At 65.5% G+C, this 15,673-nt stretch carries 14 protein-coding genes; 12 read left to right on the top strand and 2 right to left on the bottom strand.

The annotated features are described in order from the left end of the window. Positions 1 to 74 precede the first annotated feature (74 nt). The 5 genes from atpA to nucS all read left to right on the top strand — a co-directional run bounded on the left by atpA (position 75) and on the right by nucS (position 5,284). Complete coding sequence (atpA, locus tag RH857_RS04895; protein ID WP_310536850.1) at positions 75 to 1,703, top strand: F0F1 ATP synthase subunit alpha; 1,629 nt, start codon at positions 75 to 77, stop codon at positions 1,701 to 1,703. Positions 1,704 to 1,777: 74 nt separating this feature from the next. Beyond that, the gene (locus RH857_RS04890) at positions 1,778 to 2,671 is read left to right on the top strand and encodes a F0F1 ATP synthase subunit gamma (protein WP_310536849.1); all 894 of its coding nucleotides are present in this window, start codon (positions 1,778 to 1,780) and stop codon (positions 2,669 to 2,671) included. A 42-nt stretch (positions 2,672 to 2,713) separates the two neighbouring features. Then, a complete protein-coding gene (gene atpD, locus RH857_RS04885) occupies positions 2,714 to 4,174 on the top strand; it encodes a F0F1 ATP synthase subunit beta (RefSeq protein WP_310536848.1) in 1,461 nt (486 codons plus the stop codon). 5 nt (positions 4,175 to 4,179) lie between these two features. Then, on the top strand, positions 4,180 to 4,443 hold the full coding sequence (locus RH857_RS04880) for a F0F1 ATP synthase subunit epsilon (RefSeq protein ID WP_310536847.1): 264 nt from the start codon (positions 4,180 to 4,182) through the stop codon (positions 4,441 to 4,443). 148 nt (positions 4,444 to 4,591) lie between these two features. Next, positions 4,592 to 5,284, top strand: coding sequence for an endonuclease NucS (gene nucS, locus RH857_RS04875; RefSeq protein ID WP_310536846.1), 693 nt, complete (start codon positions 4,592 to 4,594; stop codon positions 5,282 to 5,284). Positions 5,285 to 5,308: 24 nt separating this feature from the next. Here nucS and RH857_RS04870 read toward each other — a convergent pair whose 3' ends face one another. Next, positions 5,309 to 5,617 (bottom strand): Rv1322 family protein, encoded by a 309-nt coding sequence (locus tag RH857_RS04870; protein ID WP_310536845.1) that lies wholly within the window; start codon positions 5,615 to 5,617, stop codon positions 5,309 to 5,311. A 216-nt stretch (positions 5,618 to 5,833) separates the two neighbouring features. Between RH857_RS04870 and RH857_RS04865 the strand changes: the two genes are divergently transcribed. The 7 genes from RH857_RS04865 (at position 5,834) to RH857_RS04835 (ending at position 14,964) form a co-directional block, all read left to right on the top strand. Next, complete coding sequence (locus RH857_RS04865; protein WP_310536844.1) at positions 5,834 to 7,873, top strand: hypothetical protein; 2,040 nt, start codon at positions 5,834 to 5,836, stop codon at positions 7,871 to 7,873. A 124-nt stretch (positions 7,874 to 7,997) separates the two neighbouring features. Continuing rightward, a complete protein-coding gene (locus RH857_RS04860; protein WP_310536843.1) occupies positions 7,998 to 8,966 on the top strand; it encodes a tetratricopeptide repeat protein in 969 nt (322 codons plus the stop codon). A gap of 188 nt (positions 8,967 to 9,154) precedes the next feature. Next, positions 9,155 to 9,910: an ABC transporter ATP-binding protein gene (locus tag RH857_RS04855; RefSeq protein ID WP_310536842.1), complete on the top strand. Its 756-nt coding sequence runs from the start codon at positions 9,155 to 9,157 to the stop codon at positions 9,908 to 9,910. Continuing rightward, positions 9,895 to 11,469 carry a transporter gene (locus tag RH857_RS04850; protein WP_310536841.1) on the top strand — a complete coding sequence of 525 codons (1,575 nt, stop codon included), beginning with the start codon at positions 9,895 to 9,897 and terminating at the stop codon, positions 11,467 to 11,469. The genes RH857_RS04855 and RH857_RS04850 overlap by 16 nt, the downstream gene beginning before the upstream one ends. A 66-nt stretch (positions 11,470 to 11,535) precedes the next feature. Beyond that, positions 11,536 to 11,895, top strand: coding sequence for a DUF3039 domain-containing protein (locus RH857_RS04845; RefSeq protein ID WP_374761120.1), 360 nt, complete (start codon positions 11,536 to 11,538; stop codon positions 11,893 to 11,895). Between the two features lie 3 nt (positions 11,896 to 11,898). Further along, positions 11,899 to 13,698, top strand: a complete 1,800-nt coding sequence (locus tag RH857_RS04840; protein WP_310536840.1) for a DEAD/DEAH box helicase — start codon at positions 11,899 to 11,901, stop codon at positions 13,696 to 13,698. Between the two features lie 288 nt (positions 13,699 to 13,986). Beyond that, positions 13,987 to 14,964 carry a hypothetical protein gene (locus RH857_RS04835; protein ID WP_310536839.1) on the top strand — a complete coding sequence of 326 codons (978 nt, stop codon included), beginning with the start codon at positions 13,987 to 13,989 and terminating at the stop codon, positions 14,962 to 14,964. A gap of 8 nt (positions 14,965 to 14,972) precedes the next feature. On the opposite strand, the gene RH857_RS04830 is transcribed toward RH857_RS04835, so the two are convergent. Next, positions 14,973 to 15,620, bottom strand: coding sequence for an isochorismatase family protein (locus RH857_RS04830; protein ID WP_310536838.1), 648 nt, complete (start codon positions 15,618 to 15,620; stop codon positions 14,973 to 14,975). Positions 15,621 to 15,673 lie beyond the last annotated feature (53 nt).

The following is a 15,673-nucleotide window of genomic DNA, read 5'->3' as shown; positions in this document are numbered from 1 at the left end:
AGCTGGAGAGACAAACTTTCAACCGCACGGTCGCATAGTTGGCGGCCACTGATAGAGGAGAGCAGGGACTGCAGATGGCCGATTTGACCATCAACGCCGACGACGTCCGCAATGCTTTGAACGAGTTCGCCGCGTCCTACCAGCCGGGCAGCGCCGAACGAGTCGAGGTCGGACGTGTGATCTCGGCAGCCGACGGAATTGCCCGCGTCGAGGGTCTGCCCTCGACCATGGCGAATGAGCTGCTTCGTTTCGAGGACGGAACTCTGGGTCTCGCCCAGAACCTGGACACCCGCGAGATCGGTGTGGTTGTCCTGGGCGAGTTCTCCGGGATTGAAGAGGGCCAGGAAGTAACCCGCACCGGAGAGGTTCTCTCCGTGCCCGTGGGTGATGAGTTCCTGGGCCGCGTTGTGGACCCCACCGGCGCCCCCATTGACGACCTCGGCGAGATCAAGGCCGAAGGCCGCCGTGCTCTGGAGCTGCAGGCTCCCACCGTGACCCAGCGTCAGTCCGTGGGGGAGCCCCTGCAGACCGGCATCAAGGCGATTGACGCCATGATCCCGATCGGACGGGGCCAGCGCCAGCTCATCATTGGTGACCGTCAGACCGGTAAGACCGCCATCGCGATCGACACCATCCTGAACCAGAAGGCCAACTGGGACTCCGGCGACGTCAACAAGCAGGTGCGCTGCATCTACGTGGCGGTGGGTCAGAAGGCCTCCACCATCGCCGGCGTGCGTCAGACCCTTGCTGAGAAGGGTGCCCTGGAGTACACCACTATCGTGGCCGCTCCTGCCTCTGACCCTGCTGGTCTGAAGTACCTTGCTCCCTTCACCGGTTCTGCCATCGGTCAGCACTGGATGTACGGCGGCAAGCACGTTCTCATCATCTTTGATGACCTCTCCAAGCAGGCTGAGGCCTACCGTGCGGTGTCGCTGCTGCTGCGTCGTCCTCCGGGACGCGAAGCGTTCCCCGGCGATGTCTTCTACCTCCACTCCCGCCTGCTGGAGCGCTGCGCCAAGCTCTCTGACGAGATGGGCGGCGGCTCCATGACCGGCCTGCCTCTGATCGAGACCAAGGCCAACGACGTCTCGGCGTTCATTCCGACCAACGTCATCTCCATCACCGACGGCCAGATCTTCCTGCAGTCTGATCTGTTCAACGCGAACCAGCGCCCCGCTGTGGACGTGGGTATCTCCGTGTCCCGCGTGGGTGGTGCCGCACAGGTCAAGGCGATGAAGAAGGTCTCCGGCACCCTCAAGCTGGACCTGGCGCAGTACCGCGACATGCAGGCCTTCGCAATGTTCGCCTCCGACCTGGATCCGGCTACCCGCCGCCAGCTGGTCCGCGGTGAGCGTCAGACCGAGCTGCTGAAGCAGGGCCAGTACAGCCCCTACCCGGTGGAGGAGCAGGTCGTCTCCATCTGGGCCGGCTCCAACGGTCACCTGGACGATGTGGAACTGGCTGATGTGAAGCGGTTCGAGGCCGAGTGGATCGACCACCTGAAGCGCCGTACCGATGTGCTCACCAACATTGCCTCCACCGGCAAGCTCGAGGATGACACCGTCTCCACCCTGAAGTCCGCCATCGTGGAGTTCAAGAAGGCCTTCCAGTCCGAAGGTGCTCAGTCCCTGGTGGGCAACGAGCAGGCCGAGGCGCTGAGCGATGAGGACATCAACCAGGAAGAGATCGCCAAGCAGAAGTGATTCTGCTTCACTCGGTGACGGGGCGCCGACGCCCCGTCACCGGTGATCTCTCCACCGACTGAGGAAGGACAAGCATGGGAGCCCAGATCCGGGTCTATCGCCAGAAGATCAAGTCGACGTCGTCGATGAAGAAGATCTTCAAGGCGATGGAGCTGATCGCGACCTCGCGCATCGGTAAAGCGCGCGCTCGTGCTCAGGCATCCACCCCCTATGCGGAGGCCATCACTCGCGCCGTTTCGGCCGTGGCCAGCCAGAATGACGTGGAGCACGTGCTCACCCAAAAGGTGGCCGAGCCCAAGCGCGCAGCTGTGCTGATCATGACCAGCGACCGAGGCCTGGCCGGAGCGTACTCCACCAACGTGCTCAAGCGTTCCGAGTCCCTTGTGGCTCGACTGAAGGCCGACGGTGTGGAAGTCCGCCCCTATCTGTATGGCCGCAAGGCGCAGGCCTTCTACGACTTCCGGTCTCGGGAGTACGACAAGGTCTGGACCGGCAACACCGACAGCCCTGAGGTGTCCACTGCCCGGGAGATCGGCACCACACTGGTGGACCGTTTCACCCAGGCTACTGAGGAGGGCGGCGTCGACGAGCTCTACCTCGTCTACACCGAGTTCCAGTCCATGGTGAAGCAGGAGCCAGTCGTTCACCGCCTGCTGCCCCTGGCAGTGGTGGAGAAAGACGCGGAGGGTGCCGACCAGTTCCTTCCGCAGTACGACTTCGAGCCCAGCCCTGAGGACGTGCTGGACGAACTGCTGCCGCGCTACATCGAGTCCCGGATCTTCTCCGCGATGCTCGAGGCATCTGCCTCCGAGCTGGCCGCTCGCCAGCGCGCCATGAAGTCCGCCGCTGACAACGCCGACGAGCTGATCCGCAAGTACACGCTGCTGCGCAACAACGCTCGCCAGGCCGAGATCACTCAGGAGCTCACCGAGCTCATCGCCGGTGCCGACGCGCTGGCGGCCTCCTAAGACACAAGTTGACATCATCCAAGATCAAGTGAAGTGAGAGAGATGACTGCCACTACTGCAGAACAGAGCCCCGCAGGGGCCCCGGCACCGGGTGCGACCGGCCGGATCGCCCGCGTGATCGGCCCGGTCGTGGACATCGAGTTCCCGGCCGACTCCATCCCGGAGATCTACAACGCCCTGACCGCAGAGGTCACCCTGGGCGGGGAGACCCGCACCATCACCTTCGAGACCGCACAGCACCTGGGTGACAACCTGGTACGCGGCATCGCCCTGCAGGCCACCGACGGCCTGGTCCGCGGCGTGCCCGTGCAGGACACCGGCTCGCCGATCTCGGTGCCTGTGGGTGACTCGGTCAAGGGTCACATCTTCAACGTTCTGGGCGAGACCCTGGACATCCCCACCGAGCAGCTCGAGATCACCGAGCGGTGGCCCATTCACCGCAAGGCCCCCAACTTTGCTGCGCTTGAGGGCTCCACCGAGATGCTGGAGACCGGCATCAAGGTCATCGACCTGCTGACCCCCTACATCAAGGGCGGCAAGATCGGCCTGTTCGGCGGCGCAGGTGTGGGAAAGACCGTGCTCATCCAGGAGATGATCACCCGTGTGGCCCGCAACTTCGGCGGTACCTCCGTCTTTGCCGGTGTTGGCGAGCGTACCCGTGAGGGCAACGACCTCTGGGTCGAGATGGAAGAGGCCGGCGTGCTCAAGGACACCGCACTGGTGTTTGGTCAGATGGACGAGCCGCCGGGAACCCGTCTGCGCGTGGCGCTGACCGGTCTGACCATGGCGGAGTACTTCCGCGATGTGCAGAACCAGGACGTGCTGCTGTTCATCGACAACATCTTCCGCTTCTCCCAGGCCGGCTCCGAGGTCTCGACGCTGTTGGGCCGCATGCCCTCCGCAGTGGGTTACCAGCCCAACCTGGCGGACGAGATGGGTGTGCTCCAGGAGCGCATTACCTCGACCCGCGGTCACTCCATCACCTCGATGCAGGCCGTCTACGTCCCCGCGGATGACTACACCGACCCCGCACCGGCCAACGTGTTCGCCCACCTGGATGCGACCACCGAGCTCTCGCGTGCGATCGCCTCGCGTGGTCTCTACCCCGCTGTGGACCCGCTGACCTCGACCTCCCGCATCCTCGACCCGCAGTACGTGGGTCAGGAGCACTACGACTGCGCCACTCGCGTGAAGCAGATCCTGCAGAAGAACAAGGAACTGCAGGACATCATCGCGATCCTCGGTGTGGACGAGCTCTCCGAAGAGGACAAGATCATCGTCTCGCGTGCCCGCCGCATCGAGCAGTTCCTGTCGCAGAACACCTACACGGCGAAGCAGTTCACCGGCGTGGAGGGCTCGACGGTCTCCATCAAGGACACCATCGAGGGCTTCAACGCCATCGCCAACGGCGATCTCGACCACATCCCCGAGCAGGCCTTCTACAACATCGGCGGACTGGACGACGTGGAGCGTCGCTACGCCGAGATGCAGAAGCAGGACTGATCGCCATGGCCGAACTCGACGTCCAGGTCGTCGCCACCGACCACGCGGTGTGGTCGGGCAAGGCGAAGTCTGTCCGCGGACGCACCGTGGAAGGCGATATCGGCATCCTGCCAGGCCACACTCCGGTGCTGGCCCTGCTGGGTGAGGGCGAGCTCGCTATCGAGCCGGTCTCCGGTCCCAAGGTCACAGCGCAGGTCAAGGGCGGATTCTTCTCCGTCGACCATGATCGGGTGACCATTGTGGCCGACGACGCCGACCTCACCACCTAAGGGCTGAAGACTCAGCCCATACCTCTCACTTCACTGAGCCGAAGGCCCGGGTCCCCGCGCGGGGGTCCGGGCCTTCGGGTGTCTGCGCCCGGTTGCCACACTCGCGACGGGGAGTGGGGCACGATGACCACTGTTAGGATTTCTGCTTGTGCGACTGGTGATTGCGACATGTTCGGTGACCTATTCCGGCCGACTCAACGCCCATCTGGCGTTGGCCACACGGCTGCTGATGGTCAAGGCCGACGGTGCCGTTCTTATCCACTCCGACGGCGGCTCGTATAAACCGTTGAACTGGATGTCCCCGCCTGCACGTATGCGCATCACGGAGCCCGACGAGCATCAGGCCGAAGCCGGGATCCAGGAAGTCTGGACCGTGAAGGCCGATAAGTCCGATGACACCCTCAAGATCCTCATCTCTGAGGTTCACCATGACTCCTCCCATGAACTCGGATCCGACCCCGGCCTGGTGAAGGACGGGGTCGAGTCTGACCTGCAGCGCCTCCTTGCCGAGCAGATCCAGCGCCTGGGCGAGGGGCACACCCTGATCCGCCGTGAGCACCCGACGCCGATCGGGCCGGTGGACATCCTGGCCAAGGGCCCTTCAGGGACAGTCGCGGTGGAGCTCAAGCGCCGCGGTGACATCGATGGCGTAGAGCAGCTGACGCGCTACCTGGAGCTGTTGAACCGAGACCCCCTGCTGGCACCTGTGTCAGGCGTGTTCGCCGCACAGCAGATCAAGCCGCAGGCACGCACGCTGGCCGAGGATCGAGGTATCCGCTGCGTAGTCCTCGATTATGAGGAGATGAAGGGCGAGGACGACGCGGAGTCCAGACTGTTCTGAGCCTATCCGGCGCGCAGCGACACCTCAGGCGATTCTCCAGCACTGAGAGTGCCAGTGGCGGCGTTCCGAAGCCGCGAACTCGTCTCCCATGATCGAATCGGCCCGCCACGCCACCACGTGAGCGGTACCCGCGGCGATGCTCAGCCCGCAGCCTGGGCACGTATAGGTCTTGGTGGCGGCGCTGCCGGAGATATAGCGCACGTGGTACTCGCCGTCGCGTCGTCGCACCACTCCGGTGCTGATGCCGCCGGGGGCGAAGAGCCCGGGGGAGAGGGGACGGTGTTCGCGCTGCCACTTCGAGCCGCCCGCGCTGCGCTTCTTTCCTCTGCCCATGGTTCTATCTTCCCAAACCTAGCGGCGGCTGCCCGCCGGTAGGCTGGACGTGAACGAGCGGCGGTGCCTCCTGCACGAGATGCCCGCTATCGCGTGCCACACACACTCGCGGTCGGGTCCCTTCCAGGGAGCGTACAGATTTGTTATCGTATCGTTACCTTCGCTAGTCTTGACCGCTGACATACCACGCTGCCATCTAAAGGACACCCAACTACCGTGCGATTCATCTCCGCCATAGCCGCTTTCCTCGCAGGACTGCTCCTGCTGGGACTGGGCCTCGGCCAGCTCACTGTGTGGGCCCCCGAGGACTCCACGACCGTCACCAGCCAAGAGCTGGAGGACGCACCCCTGACCGTGATCACCGACGACGTCATCGACTCCGAGGCCGGTCGTGATGAGCTGACCATCGATGCCGAGGGTGAATACACTCTCGCGCTCGGGCGCACCCACGACGTGGAGGCATGGGTCGGCGAGACCTCACACGTGCTAGTCAACGGGTACGAAGAAGCCTCGGGTGAGGACCAGGAGGCCCAGCTGACCGCCGAGCGCGTGGAGGGCGAGGAGACTGCCCCCAATCCGGCCGGCTCTGACCTCTGGGTCGTCACCGAGACCGTTGAGGGTGAGCACACCTACCAGTGGAACACCCAGGGCGACGGCGGTGAGTGGTCCGTGCTGGTCTTCCGCGACGGCACTGAGGCTGCACCCTCACAGATCTCGATGACGATCACCGAGGATAACGACACTACTGGCGCAACCGTCATGCTGGTCCTGGGTGGCCTGCTGCTGCTGCTGGCTCTCGGACTGCTGTACTGGGCCCTTGCTGGGGCACGCCGCGACCGCGAAGAGCGCCACGAAGACGACGAGACAGATGGCACCTCCGCAGAGGTGCCTGCTGAGGAGACCACGGTGACGGGCGAAACCCCTGCACAGGAGTCCGAGGGTACGCCCTCCACCGAAACCGATACCGAGCGCGGTGATTCCGGACGCTCGTTCTTCGCCGCGCTGACCGCCGGAGCCCTCGCGCTGGGAGCCGCGGTGGGCGTCGCCGCGCCCGCTCAGGCGGAGGAGACCGCTCCTGCTGAGGAAGGTGCCGAGCAGAGCCAGACAGATCAGGCTGAGGCGGAGCAGGAAGAGGCCGAGGGCGAGGCCCCGCAGCTGGAACAGGAGCATTCCGTGCTGCTGGATTCCCAGCTGGAGCGCATCCTTGAGGACATCGCTGTCACTGCCGCTGAGGCTGATGAAGCGGGTGACGCGGAATTGCTCGAGCCCCGGATCGCAGGTCACGCCGCGCAGGTGCGTGAGCTGGCCTACCGCAATCACGAGCTTGCAGAAACGTCCATGCCCCAGCCCATCGGAACCGAGGTCCTTTCGGCTGCGGTGACCAGCGAGACCGAGTTCCCCCGCGAGGCCATCGTGGTGACCGAACACCCCGAGACCTCTCTGCGCCAGGTGCTCGTGCTGGAGCAGGAGTCTGCCCGGGAGAACTATCGCCTGACGCACTTCTCCCTGATGCCTTCGGACTACGACGCGTTTCCGGTCATCGCCACGGAGCAGGGCGGCGTGAAGTCCGTCGAGCTGGACAACGAGGACAACGGCCTGACCCCTGCCGCAGCCCTTGAGGGACTCTCCCAGTTCTTCGCTGACAGCGACCATGACTTCGCTGAGCGTGTGGCTCCCAGCAGCTACATCGATGACCTCCACGGCTACTTCACCCAGCTGGAGGAGGCCATGGAGGCCACCGAGCTGAGCTTCCCCGAGCCGCAGGTCCACGAGGAGCTCACCGCCCTGGAGCTTCCCGACGGTTCCGTCGTCGTCGCCGGCTCTTTCGAGCTGATCATGCAGATGGCACCCCTGGCTGACGGAGACACGATCTTCCTGGACTATGACCTGGTGGAGGAGCTTGTCGGCACCGACTGGACCACTTTCCCGACCGAGATCCTGACCCTCCAGTCCGCTGTAGTGCGGATCCCCGCAGACTACGGCGATGGCGGCCAGATCGAGCTCGTCGGCATTCACGAGCTCACCATGGACGCCTCCATCGACGAGCCGGAGTGGTTCGAAGGCTACCCCGGACCCGCCGTCCGCGATGAGGACGAGGACGAGGAGACTGAGGACCAGGACGAGTCCGAGGAGCAGGCCGACGAGGATGCTCAGGACTCTGACGAGGAACCCGAGGAGGACACCCAGTCCGAGGGTGACGAACCGGCGGAGGAGACCGACGCCGATCAGACCCCTGAGGAGGACGCAGAGGCCTAAACCCGGCCCTCGTCCGAGGCAGGACGCTTCCCATCGACTGCGCCCGTCCCACATCAGTGGGGCGGGCGCAGTAGTCTAGAGACAGTATGTCCAGCCCCCGTGTCATCCAAAGAGGAGCTTCACAGTGTCCCAGCCCCCGCACACTGATCCATCGGCCTCGGGCAGTGCCCGCCCGGTCAATGCACGAGGCGCGGTAGACCTGTCCTCGCTCGCCGGTACGCCGGCTGCGTCCTCCCAGTCTCAGCCCTCGTCCCAGGGGCAGGGCGGCGAGGGACGCGATACGTGGTGTGTCAGCGCCCAGCCTCAGCAGCTGCAGCAGCTGGTTCAGCTCTCCGCCCAGGCGCCCGTTCTGGTGCTGCTTCACGGCGCGGATGAGACGTCAGCGCGATTCCGCTCCACCCTGGAGGACGCTGTCGACGCCCAGGGCGGACGCATCCTTCTCGCGGCCATCGACGTGGCCGCCTCGCCCGAGCTCGCACAGCAGGCAGGTCAGCTGCCCGTGGTGACGGCGTTCCTGGCCGGTCAGCCCATTGGTGAGTTCGACGCCAGCGCACCCGTAGAGCAGCTGCCCCAGGTCGTCACCCAGATCCTGCAGCTGGCCACCCAGAATGGGGTGACCGCAACTCTGCCGCCGCAGGGCAAGCGCGGAGGGGGCGAAGGTCCGGAGCAGGAGCCCGAGATGCCGCCTCTGCACCGGAAGGCTCACGAGGCGCTCGAGGCGGGGGACTACGAAGGTGCCGTAGCCGCCTACGAGCAGGCCATCAAGGAGAAGCCCGACGACGAGGAAGCCAAGCTCGGCCTCGCGCAGGTCCGCCTGATGCAGCGTACGCAGGACGTGGACCTCGCGGCCGTGCGCCAGCGCGCTGCAGAGAACCCGGATGACGTGCAGGCACAGATGGCCGTTGCCGACGTCGACGTGCTCGGAGGACACGTCGAGGACGCCTTCACTCGTCTTGTCCGCTTCATCCAGGCTCACCCTGGACCGGACCGCGAGACCGCGCGCAAGCACCTCGTGGAGCTCTACAGCATCGTGGGTGACTCCGACCCTCGCGTGGCTGCTTCCCGCAAGAAGCTTGCCTCGGCGCTGTTCTGAGCTGGTCCCGCGGGCGGGGAGACCCCGCCGCGCTCTCGGCGGGCTGACGCCCGCCTTCGCGCCTGAAGCGCTGGTCCCGCGGGCGGGAGAGACGCCCCGGGCCCACGGACTGGTCCCGCGAGGCGTAGCTCGTCACATCATCCGATGGGCTGATGGACTGGAGGCGCTGCGCCGTTAGGCTGAACCTTATGGAGAACGCAGCACTGGCGATACGGGGTCTCAGCAAACGTTTCGGCGGCAAGACCGCCGTCCACCATCTGGATATGGAAGTCCCGCGAGGGTCCTTCTACGGATTCGTGGGCCCCAACGGCGCGGGCAAGACCACCACACTGTCCATGGCCACCGGTCTGCTGCGTCCGGATGAGGGCCAGGTGGAGGTTGCCGGCGTCGACGTCTGGGCCCACCCCACAGAGGCCAAGCGGCGGATGGGGGTGCTTGCCGACGGCGTACGCCTCTTCGACAAGCTCACCGGCGAGCAGCTGGTGACTTACGCAGGACTTCTGCGCGGCATGGAGCGCGACCTCGTCGCAGAGCGCACCGCCGACCTGCTGCGGGTCCTCGGGCTGGAGGACTCCGCCGGCAAACTCGTCCAGGACTACTCGGCGGGTATGACCAAAAAGATTGCCCTGGCCTCGGCCATGGTGCATGCGCCCGAGCTCCTGGTGCTGGATGAGCCATTCGAAGCGGTGGACCCGGTGTCCGCACGCACCATCCGTGGGCTGCTGGACTCCTACGTCGCCTCCGGAGGCACCGTCATCCTCTCGAGCCACGTCATGGACCTGGTTCAGCGCATGTGCAGCCACGTCGGCATCATCGCTGCCGGGCAGCTCCTGGCCTCCGGCACCGTGGAGGAGGTCCGGGGCGATTCGGACCTGGAGACCCGGTTCGTGGAACTGGTGGGCCTGGAGGCAGGGGAGCAGGAGCTGTCATGGTTGCGACTCTGATTCGCCTGAAGTGGCGCTTGACGCTCAACACTCTCAACCGCTCCACCTGGGCCGTCTTGGGCACGATCTTTGGCGGACTCTACGGTCTCGGTGTGGTCGCCTTCGTGGTGCTGCAGCAGATCATGACCGGAGCAGATGCCGACGCAGAGACCAGCTTCCTGGTCTCTGTCCTCTGGGGCACCCTGGCGTCCCTCATCTGGCTTATCGCCCCGCTCTTTCTCGCCGGCGATGCCCTGATGGACCCGAAACAGTTCATCACCTATGCGGTGCCCCGGAGCCGGCTCATCCAGGGGTTGGTGCTAGCGGGCATGGTCTCCATCGGTGCCGGGCTGACTCTCATCTGGCTGATCGGCCAGACGATGCTGTGGCGCTTCGACCTTGCCGCTCTCCTTGTGGCGGTCCTGAGCGTGCCGGTGCTGTTGGTCACCTACTGCCTGATCTCCCAGGCGGTGGCCACCACCGCGGCCGCCTGGTTCTCCGGGCGCCGCGCCCGCGATCTGGTCGCCGTGCTGGGCATCGGGGTCGCCGTGATGGCCTACCCGATCATGATGGGCCTGCTGCAGGTCTTCGACTCCATTTGGGACGCGCTGCCTGTTATCGCCGAATGGGTCGCCTACACCCCCTTAGCCGCGGGAGTGGCGCTGCCATACGACGCCGCCACGGGCAGCTGGGGCCCGTTCGCCCTGCGCCTGGCAGTGCTGCTGGCGACCGCCGTCGTCGCCGCCCTGGTCATCAGGGCCGGTCTGGTCAAGATCACCGAGCGGCCTTCGGTCCCCGCTGGTCGCACGCGGGAGAACAAGGCGGGCAAGCTCGGCTTCTTCGGCCGCTTTCCGGCCACGCCGTGGGGTGCTGTGGCTGCACGTGCCATGACCTACTGGCTGCGCGATCCGCGCTACGGTGGTTCGCTCATCGTCGTGCCGGCCATGATCTTCGTCGCGGTCTTCCTGCACTGGCAGGGTGGCGCTGTCTGGCCGCTCTACGCCATCGGGCCCTTCATCGCCTGGATGCTCGGATACGCCATCAGCGCTGACATCTCCTATGACTACACGGCCTTCGCCCTGCACGTGACCACCGGCGTCACCGGCTTTCAGGACCGGTTGGGGCGGGCTGCAGCACTGCTGAGCTTTGCCCTGCCCTTCACGGTGCTGGCCTCCGCGGTGCCGATGATCTGGGCTGAGAACGCCTGGCACCTGGTCATCGTCACCTCGTTGGCGGTGGGTATGCTGCTGGCGATGGTCGGGCTTTCTTCGGTGATTTCCGCGCGACTGGTCTATCCCACACCCCGCCCGGGGGACTCACCGTTCAAGCAGCCGCAGGGTGCGGGCGGGCGCATGATGGTCATCCAGCTCGGTTCCATGATGGCGACTGTGGCGCTCATGCTCCCTGAACTCGTCCTGCTGATCATCTACGCTGTCAGCGGCGCTGCGTGGGCCGGCGTCGTGCTCGTCACGGTGACCCTGCTCAAGGGTCTACTGCTGACGTGGGCTGGGATTGTCTGGGGCGGCAGGATCTATGATCGCAGCCAGCCGGAGCTCTTCCAGTACGTGCAGGCCTACTGAGGTAGTGCGCCACGGTGCGCGGGACCGGCAGTGCATCTGTCAGAGGCATCTCGTAAACTTGTGAGTATGGCTGACTCAATGACTCTCGCTCACACGTTCTGGATGCACACTGCTGATCCGGCCGCCGCTCCGGCGTCCGGCGGTGCTGCGACCATCGAACGCCAGCACCAGGAGCAGCTGAGCGAGCCCGGGGATCACGAGCGGTTCGCCCACTACGTGAAGAAGGACAAGATCATGGAGTCCGCCCTGGAGGGCGGCGCCGTCGTCGCACTCTGCGGCAAGGTGTGGGTCCCCTCCCGTGACCCCAAGAAGTTCCCCGTCTGCCCGGAGTGCAAAGAAATCTACGAAGGCTTCGGCGAGGGCGGGGACAACTCCGGCTCTGGCAAAGGACGCGGCCGCGGTTTCTTCGGCTTCGGCAAGAACTGAGGCGTGAACACACCACCGAGCGAGGCCGGGCCCACCCTCTTCGACGTTGGCACTGTTGTCGGTGCCAATCTCCCCCCAGCCTATCCGCACCGCGCCGCTCACGGCACCGCCGGCACCCTGCGTCAATGGCAGCAGGAGGCCTTGGATCTCTACATCCAGAAGAAGCCAAGGGACTTCCTCACCGTTGCGACCCCTGGAGCCGGTAAGACCACGTTTGCTCTGCGCGTCGCCAAGATGCTCGTGGAGTCCGGAGAGATCAATCGGCTCTACGTCGTGGCGCCCACCGAGCACCTCAAACGGCAGTGGGCGGACGCCGCCGCCCGTGTGGGCCTCTCCATCGATCCCAACTTCAAGAACTCCGACGGCCGCCACGGACGCCAGTTCATCGGTGTTGCGGTCACTTATGCCCAGGTGGCCAACAAGCCCGCGCTGCACCGGAACAAAACCGAGGCCGCGCGCACGTTTGTCATCTTCGATGAGATCCACCACGCCGGTGACTCACTCTCCTGGGGAGACGGTGTGCGTGAGGCCTTCGACCCGGCGGTGCGCCGCCTGGCGCTGACGGGTACGCCCTTCCGCTCGGATACCGCGCCGATTCCTTTTGTGGACTACGTCGAGGACGCCGACGGGGTGCGAAGGTCCCGTGCGGACTATTCCTACGGCTACGGCCCGGCGCTGAAGGACCGTGTGGTGCGTCCCGTGGTCTTTATGGCTTACTCCGGGAACATGCGTTGGCGCACCTCCAGCGGTGAAGAGATGGAAGCGCAGCTCGGCGGCGCCGCGACCAAGGACATCACCCAGCACGCCTGGCGGACCGCGCTGAACCCTGAAGGGGAGTGGATCCCTGCCGTTCTCGCCGCAGCCCACAAGCGCCTGCTGAAAGTCCGGGACAAGATCGAGGACGCCGGGGGCCTGGTCATCGCCACGGACCACGAAGCCGCCCACGCCTATGCGGCGCAGCTGGACCGTCTCACAGGCCAGAAGACCACGGTGGTCCTCTCCGACGACAAGGAAGCGTCGAACCGGATCGACGAGTTCAGCGCTGACGGCTCCAAAATGTGGATGGTCGCGGTTCGTATGGTCTCCGAGGGCGTCGATGTGCCGCGGCTCTGCGTCGGGGTCTACGCGACCTCAACCTCGACCCCGCTGTTCTTCGCCCAGGCGATCGGGCGATTCGTCCGTCTGCGCAAGAAGGCCGAGGTCGCCAGTGTGTTCCTGCCCTCGGTGCCCGTGCTCACGGACCTCGCCAATGAGATGGAGGCTGAGCGCGACCATGCGCTCGCCGTGCCCGAGTCGGCCCAGGAGCAGGACGGGATTCCCGAGGAGCATATGCTCGCCGAGGCGGAGAAGGAGGACCGCGCCAGCGAAGAGCTCACCAAGGGCTCCTTCGCCGCGCTGGGCTCCAACGCATCCTTCGACAAGGTGCTCTTCGACGGTGACGAGTTCGGCCTCGGGGGAGCGGTGGGGTCCGAGGAGGAGATGGACTTCCTCGGCATCCCTGGTCTCCTGGAGCCCGAGCAGGTCTCGACGCTGCTGCGCAAGCACCAGCAGCAGCAGCTCAAGCGCCGGCCCGCAGCGGCTGAGCGCCAGGCTGACGTCGTCGACCATCGGCAGCTTAAGGATCTGCGCAACCGTCTGAACAAGTCAGTCTCGGCGTATTCGGCGAAAACCGGAATGCACCAGGGCAGTATCCACACCAAGCTGCGTGATGCTTGCGGCGGGCCGGCGGTGGGCCAGGCGACCCAGGCGCAGTTGGAGGCGCGGCTGAAGAAGCTGCAGCAGTGGTTTGTGGGCATGAAGTAGCCCGTGAATGCCGCCCCGCGACCTGTCGGTGCCACAGCGCTCGCACATGTTTCACCGCCGGACTGATCTGCGCCGGCACTGAAACTCTCGCGATCGCTGGGGGAGTACGTGCATCGTGAACGCCTGGTGGTGTTTCAGCATCGCTGATCGGTTCGCCGTTGATCCGGGCCACCGCCGATCCTGAGCGTCATTTCCCCAAGTTGTGTATTCCTCGGCCAACCTCCCGTGATCTTCTCGGATGGGTTTGCTACGGCTTACGGTGATTAGGCCGTCGGTCACGCTGTTCGAGTGAGTCTGCACATTATTCATCCCCGGACCGACGGAAGTTCCCGAGCCACCGCCCTGCGTGCGGTGCGGCGCGGGGAGCTCCTTACGCTGCGCCCCGGAGTGTTTCTGCGCCGGGCGGAGTGGGATCAAGCCCCGCCCTGGAGCCGGCATCTGGCGATGACGGCCGCAGCGGGACTGCAGCGTCCAGCACGCATCTTCTGCCGACAGACCGCGTTGGTGCTCTACGGCGTTCCGCTGCTGGGGTTGACCCGAGAGGTCCATGCTCGAGCCAGCAGCGACTCCCGGGCGGGAGTCAGCGGAGGCCCCGGCCCCAGAGGGCTGATCCCTGTGCGCACGGTGCGTCCTCCGGTGCCTCGTACGGGCAACGCGGACTGCTTCCGGGGTCTGTTTCGGGAGCAGGTGCGGGTCGGGGGAGGGTGGTTGCCAGTTCCGGACGTGAGGCTCGACGGCGGAGGGGAAGTCCGCGTGCAGGTGGAGCCTCTTCCCCTGGTTCTGATGGACACGGTGCCCCGCTTGGGGACGCAGGAAGCTGTGGTCATCCTGGACGCGGTCCTGGGCGGACGATCGGTGCTGGGGCGTCTCGACCGCGACGCGCTGGCGGAGGCGCAGCAATGGCTGTGGTCATCACGGGCGCGGGCTGCGTGGGAACGGGCGCTGGGGTTTGCTGACCCGCGCAGTGAGTCGCCGGGAGAGTCCCGATCGCGGGTGCTGATAGATGAACTCGGCTTCGCTCCGCCGCAGCTGCAGACGGTACTACGGCTGCCCGACGGCGGAACGGCGCGTCTGGATTTTGAGTGGATGCGGGAAGGAGTGGTCGGTGAGTTCGATGGGCGAATTAAGTTCACCGAGGCGTCACGGCTTTCCCAGACCTCACCGGGGGAGGTCTATTGGGCCCAGGTGCGCAGGGAAGAGGCCATCCGTGACACGGGGCGGCGACTGGTGCGCTGGGAATGGGATGACCTGAACCGCCCGCGGTGAATGCCGGGCTAGAGCTCCAGCTCGTCGAGGGTGACTACCTCGATGTCGGCCTCTCGCAGCTCATCGAAGGTCTCAGCGACTCGATCTTCATTCACCCCAACGGTGAGGTCGGAGATCACCCGAACCCGGTAGTCGTTCTCCGTCGCATCCAGTGCGGTGGCCCGAACGCAGTGGTCGGTGGCGATACCCACAATCGTCACCGAGTCGATGCCGCGATCACGCAACCACGTGTCCAGCTCCGGGGAGCCCGAGGGAACGACGTCGGAGGGTTCCACACGAATGCCCTTCTCGCCCTCGAGGATGCCGACCCGTTCGGGATCTCCGAGCTGGCCTTCGAAGCCGGAGTAGCCGTCGGAGAACATGCCTTTGAGGAATCGGGCATCGACGTGATCGGTGTCCAGGTCTTCGTGTAACTCGGCGCCGGGGGAGCCGGCCACGCAGTGCACGGGCCAGGTGGTTTCGAAGTTCGGGGAGTCGGAGAAGTGCCGGCCCGGATCGATGTGCCAGTCCTGGGTGGTCACGATGGCCTCGTACTCGGCGTGGGCGTCCTCGAGGAACTCCGAGATGCGGGCTGCGACCTCCGCGCCCCCCTCTACCGCCAGCGAGCCGCCTTCGCAGAAGTCCGTCTGCACATCAACAATGATCAGAGCCTCCATGCCACCAGTCTAGGGCTCAGGCAGGGACCGCGAGAAGCCCAGCAGTGACCGCC

Source organism: Nesterenkonia flava (assembly GCF_031432335.1).
Lineage (GTDB): Bacteria > Actinomycetota > Actinomycetes > Actinomycetales > Micrococcaceae > Nesterenkonia > Nesterenkonia flava.
The sequence above is the reverse complement of the archived record's forward strand: the minus strand, read 5'-3'. Positions and strand labels throughout refer to the sequence as shown.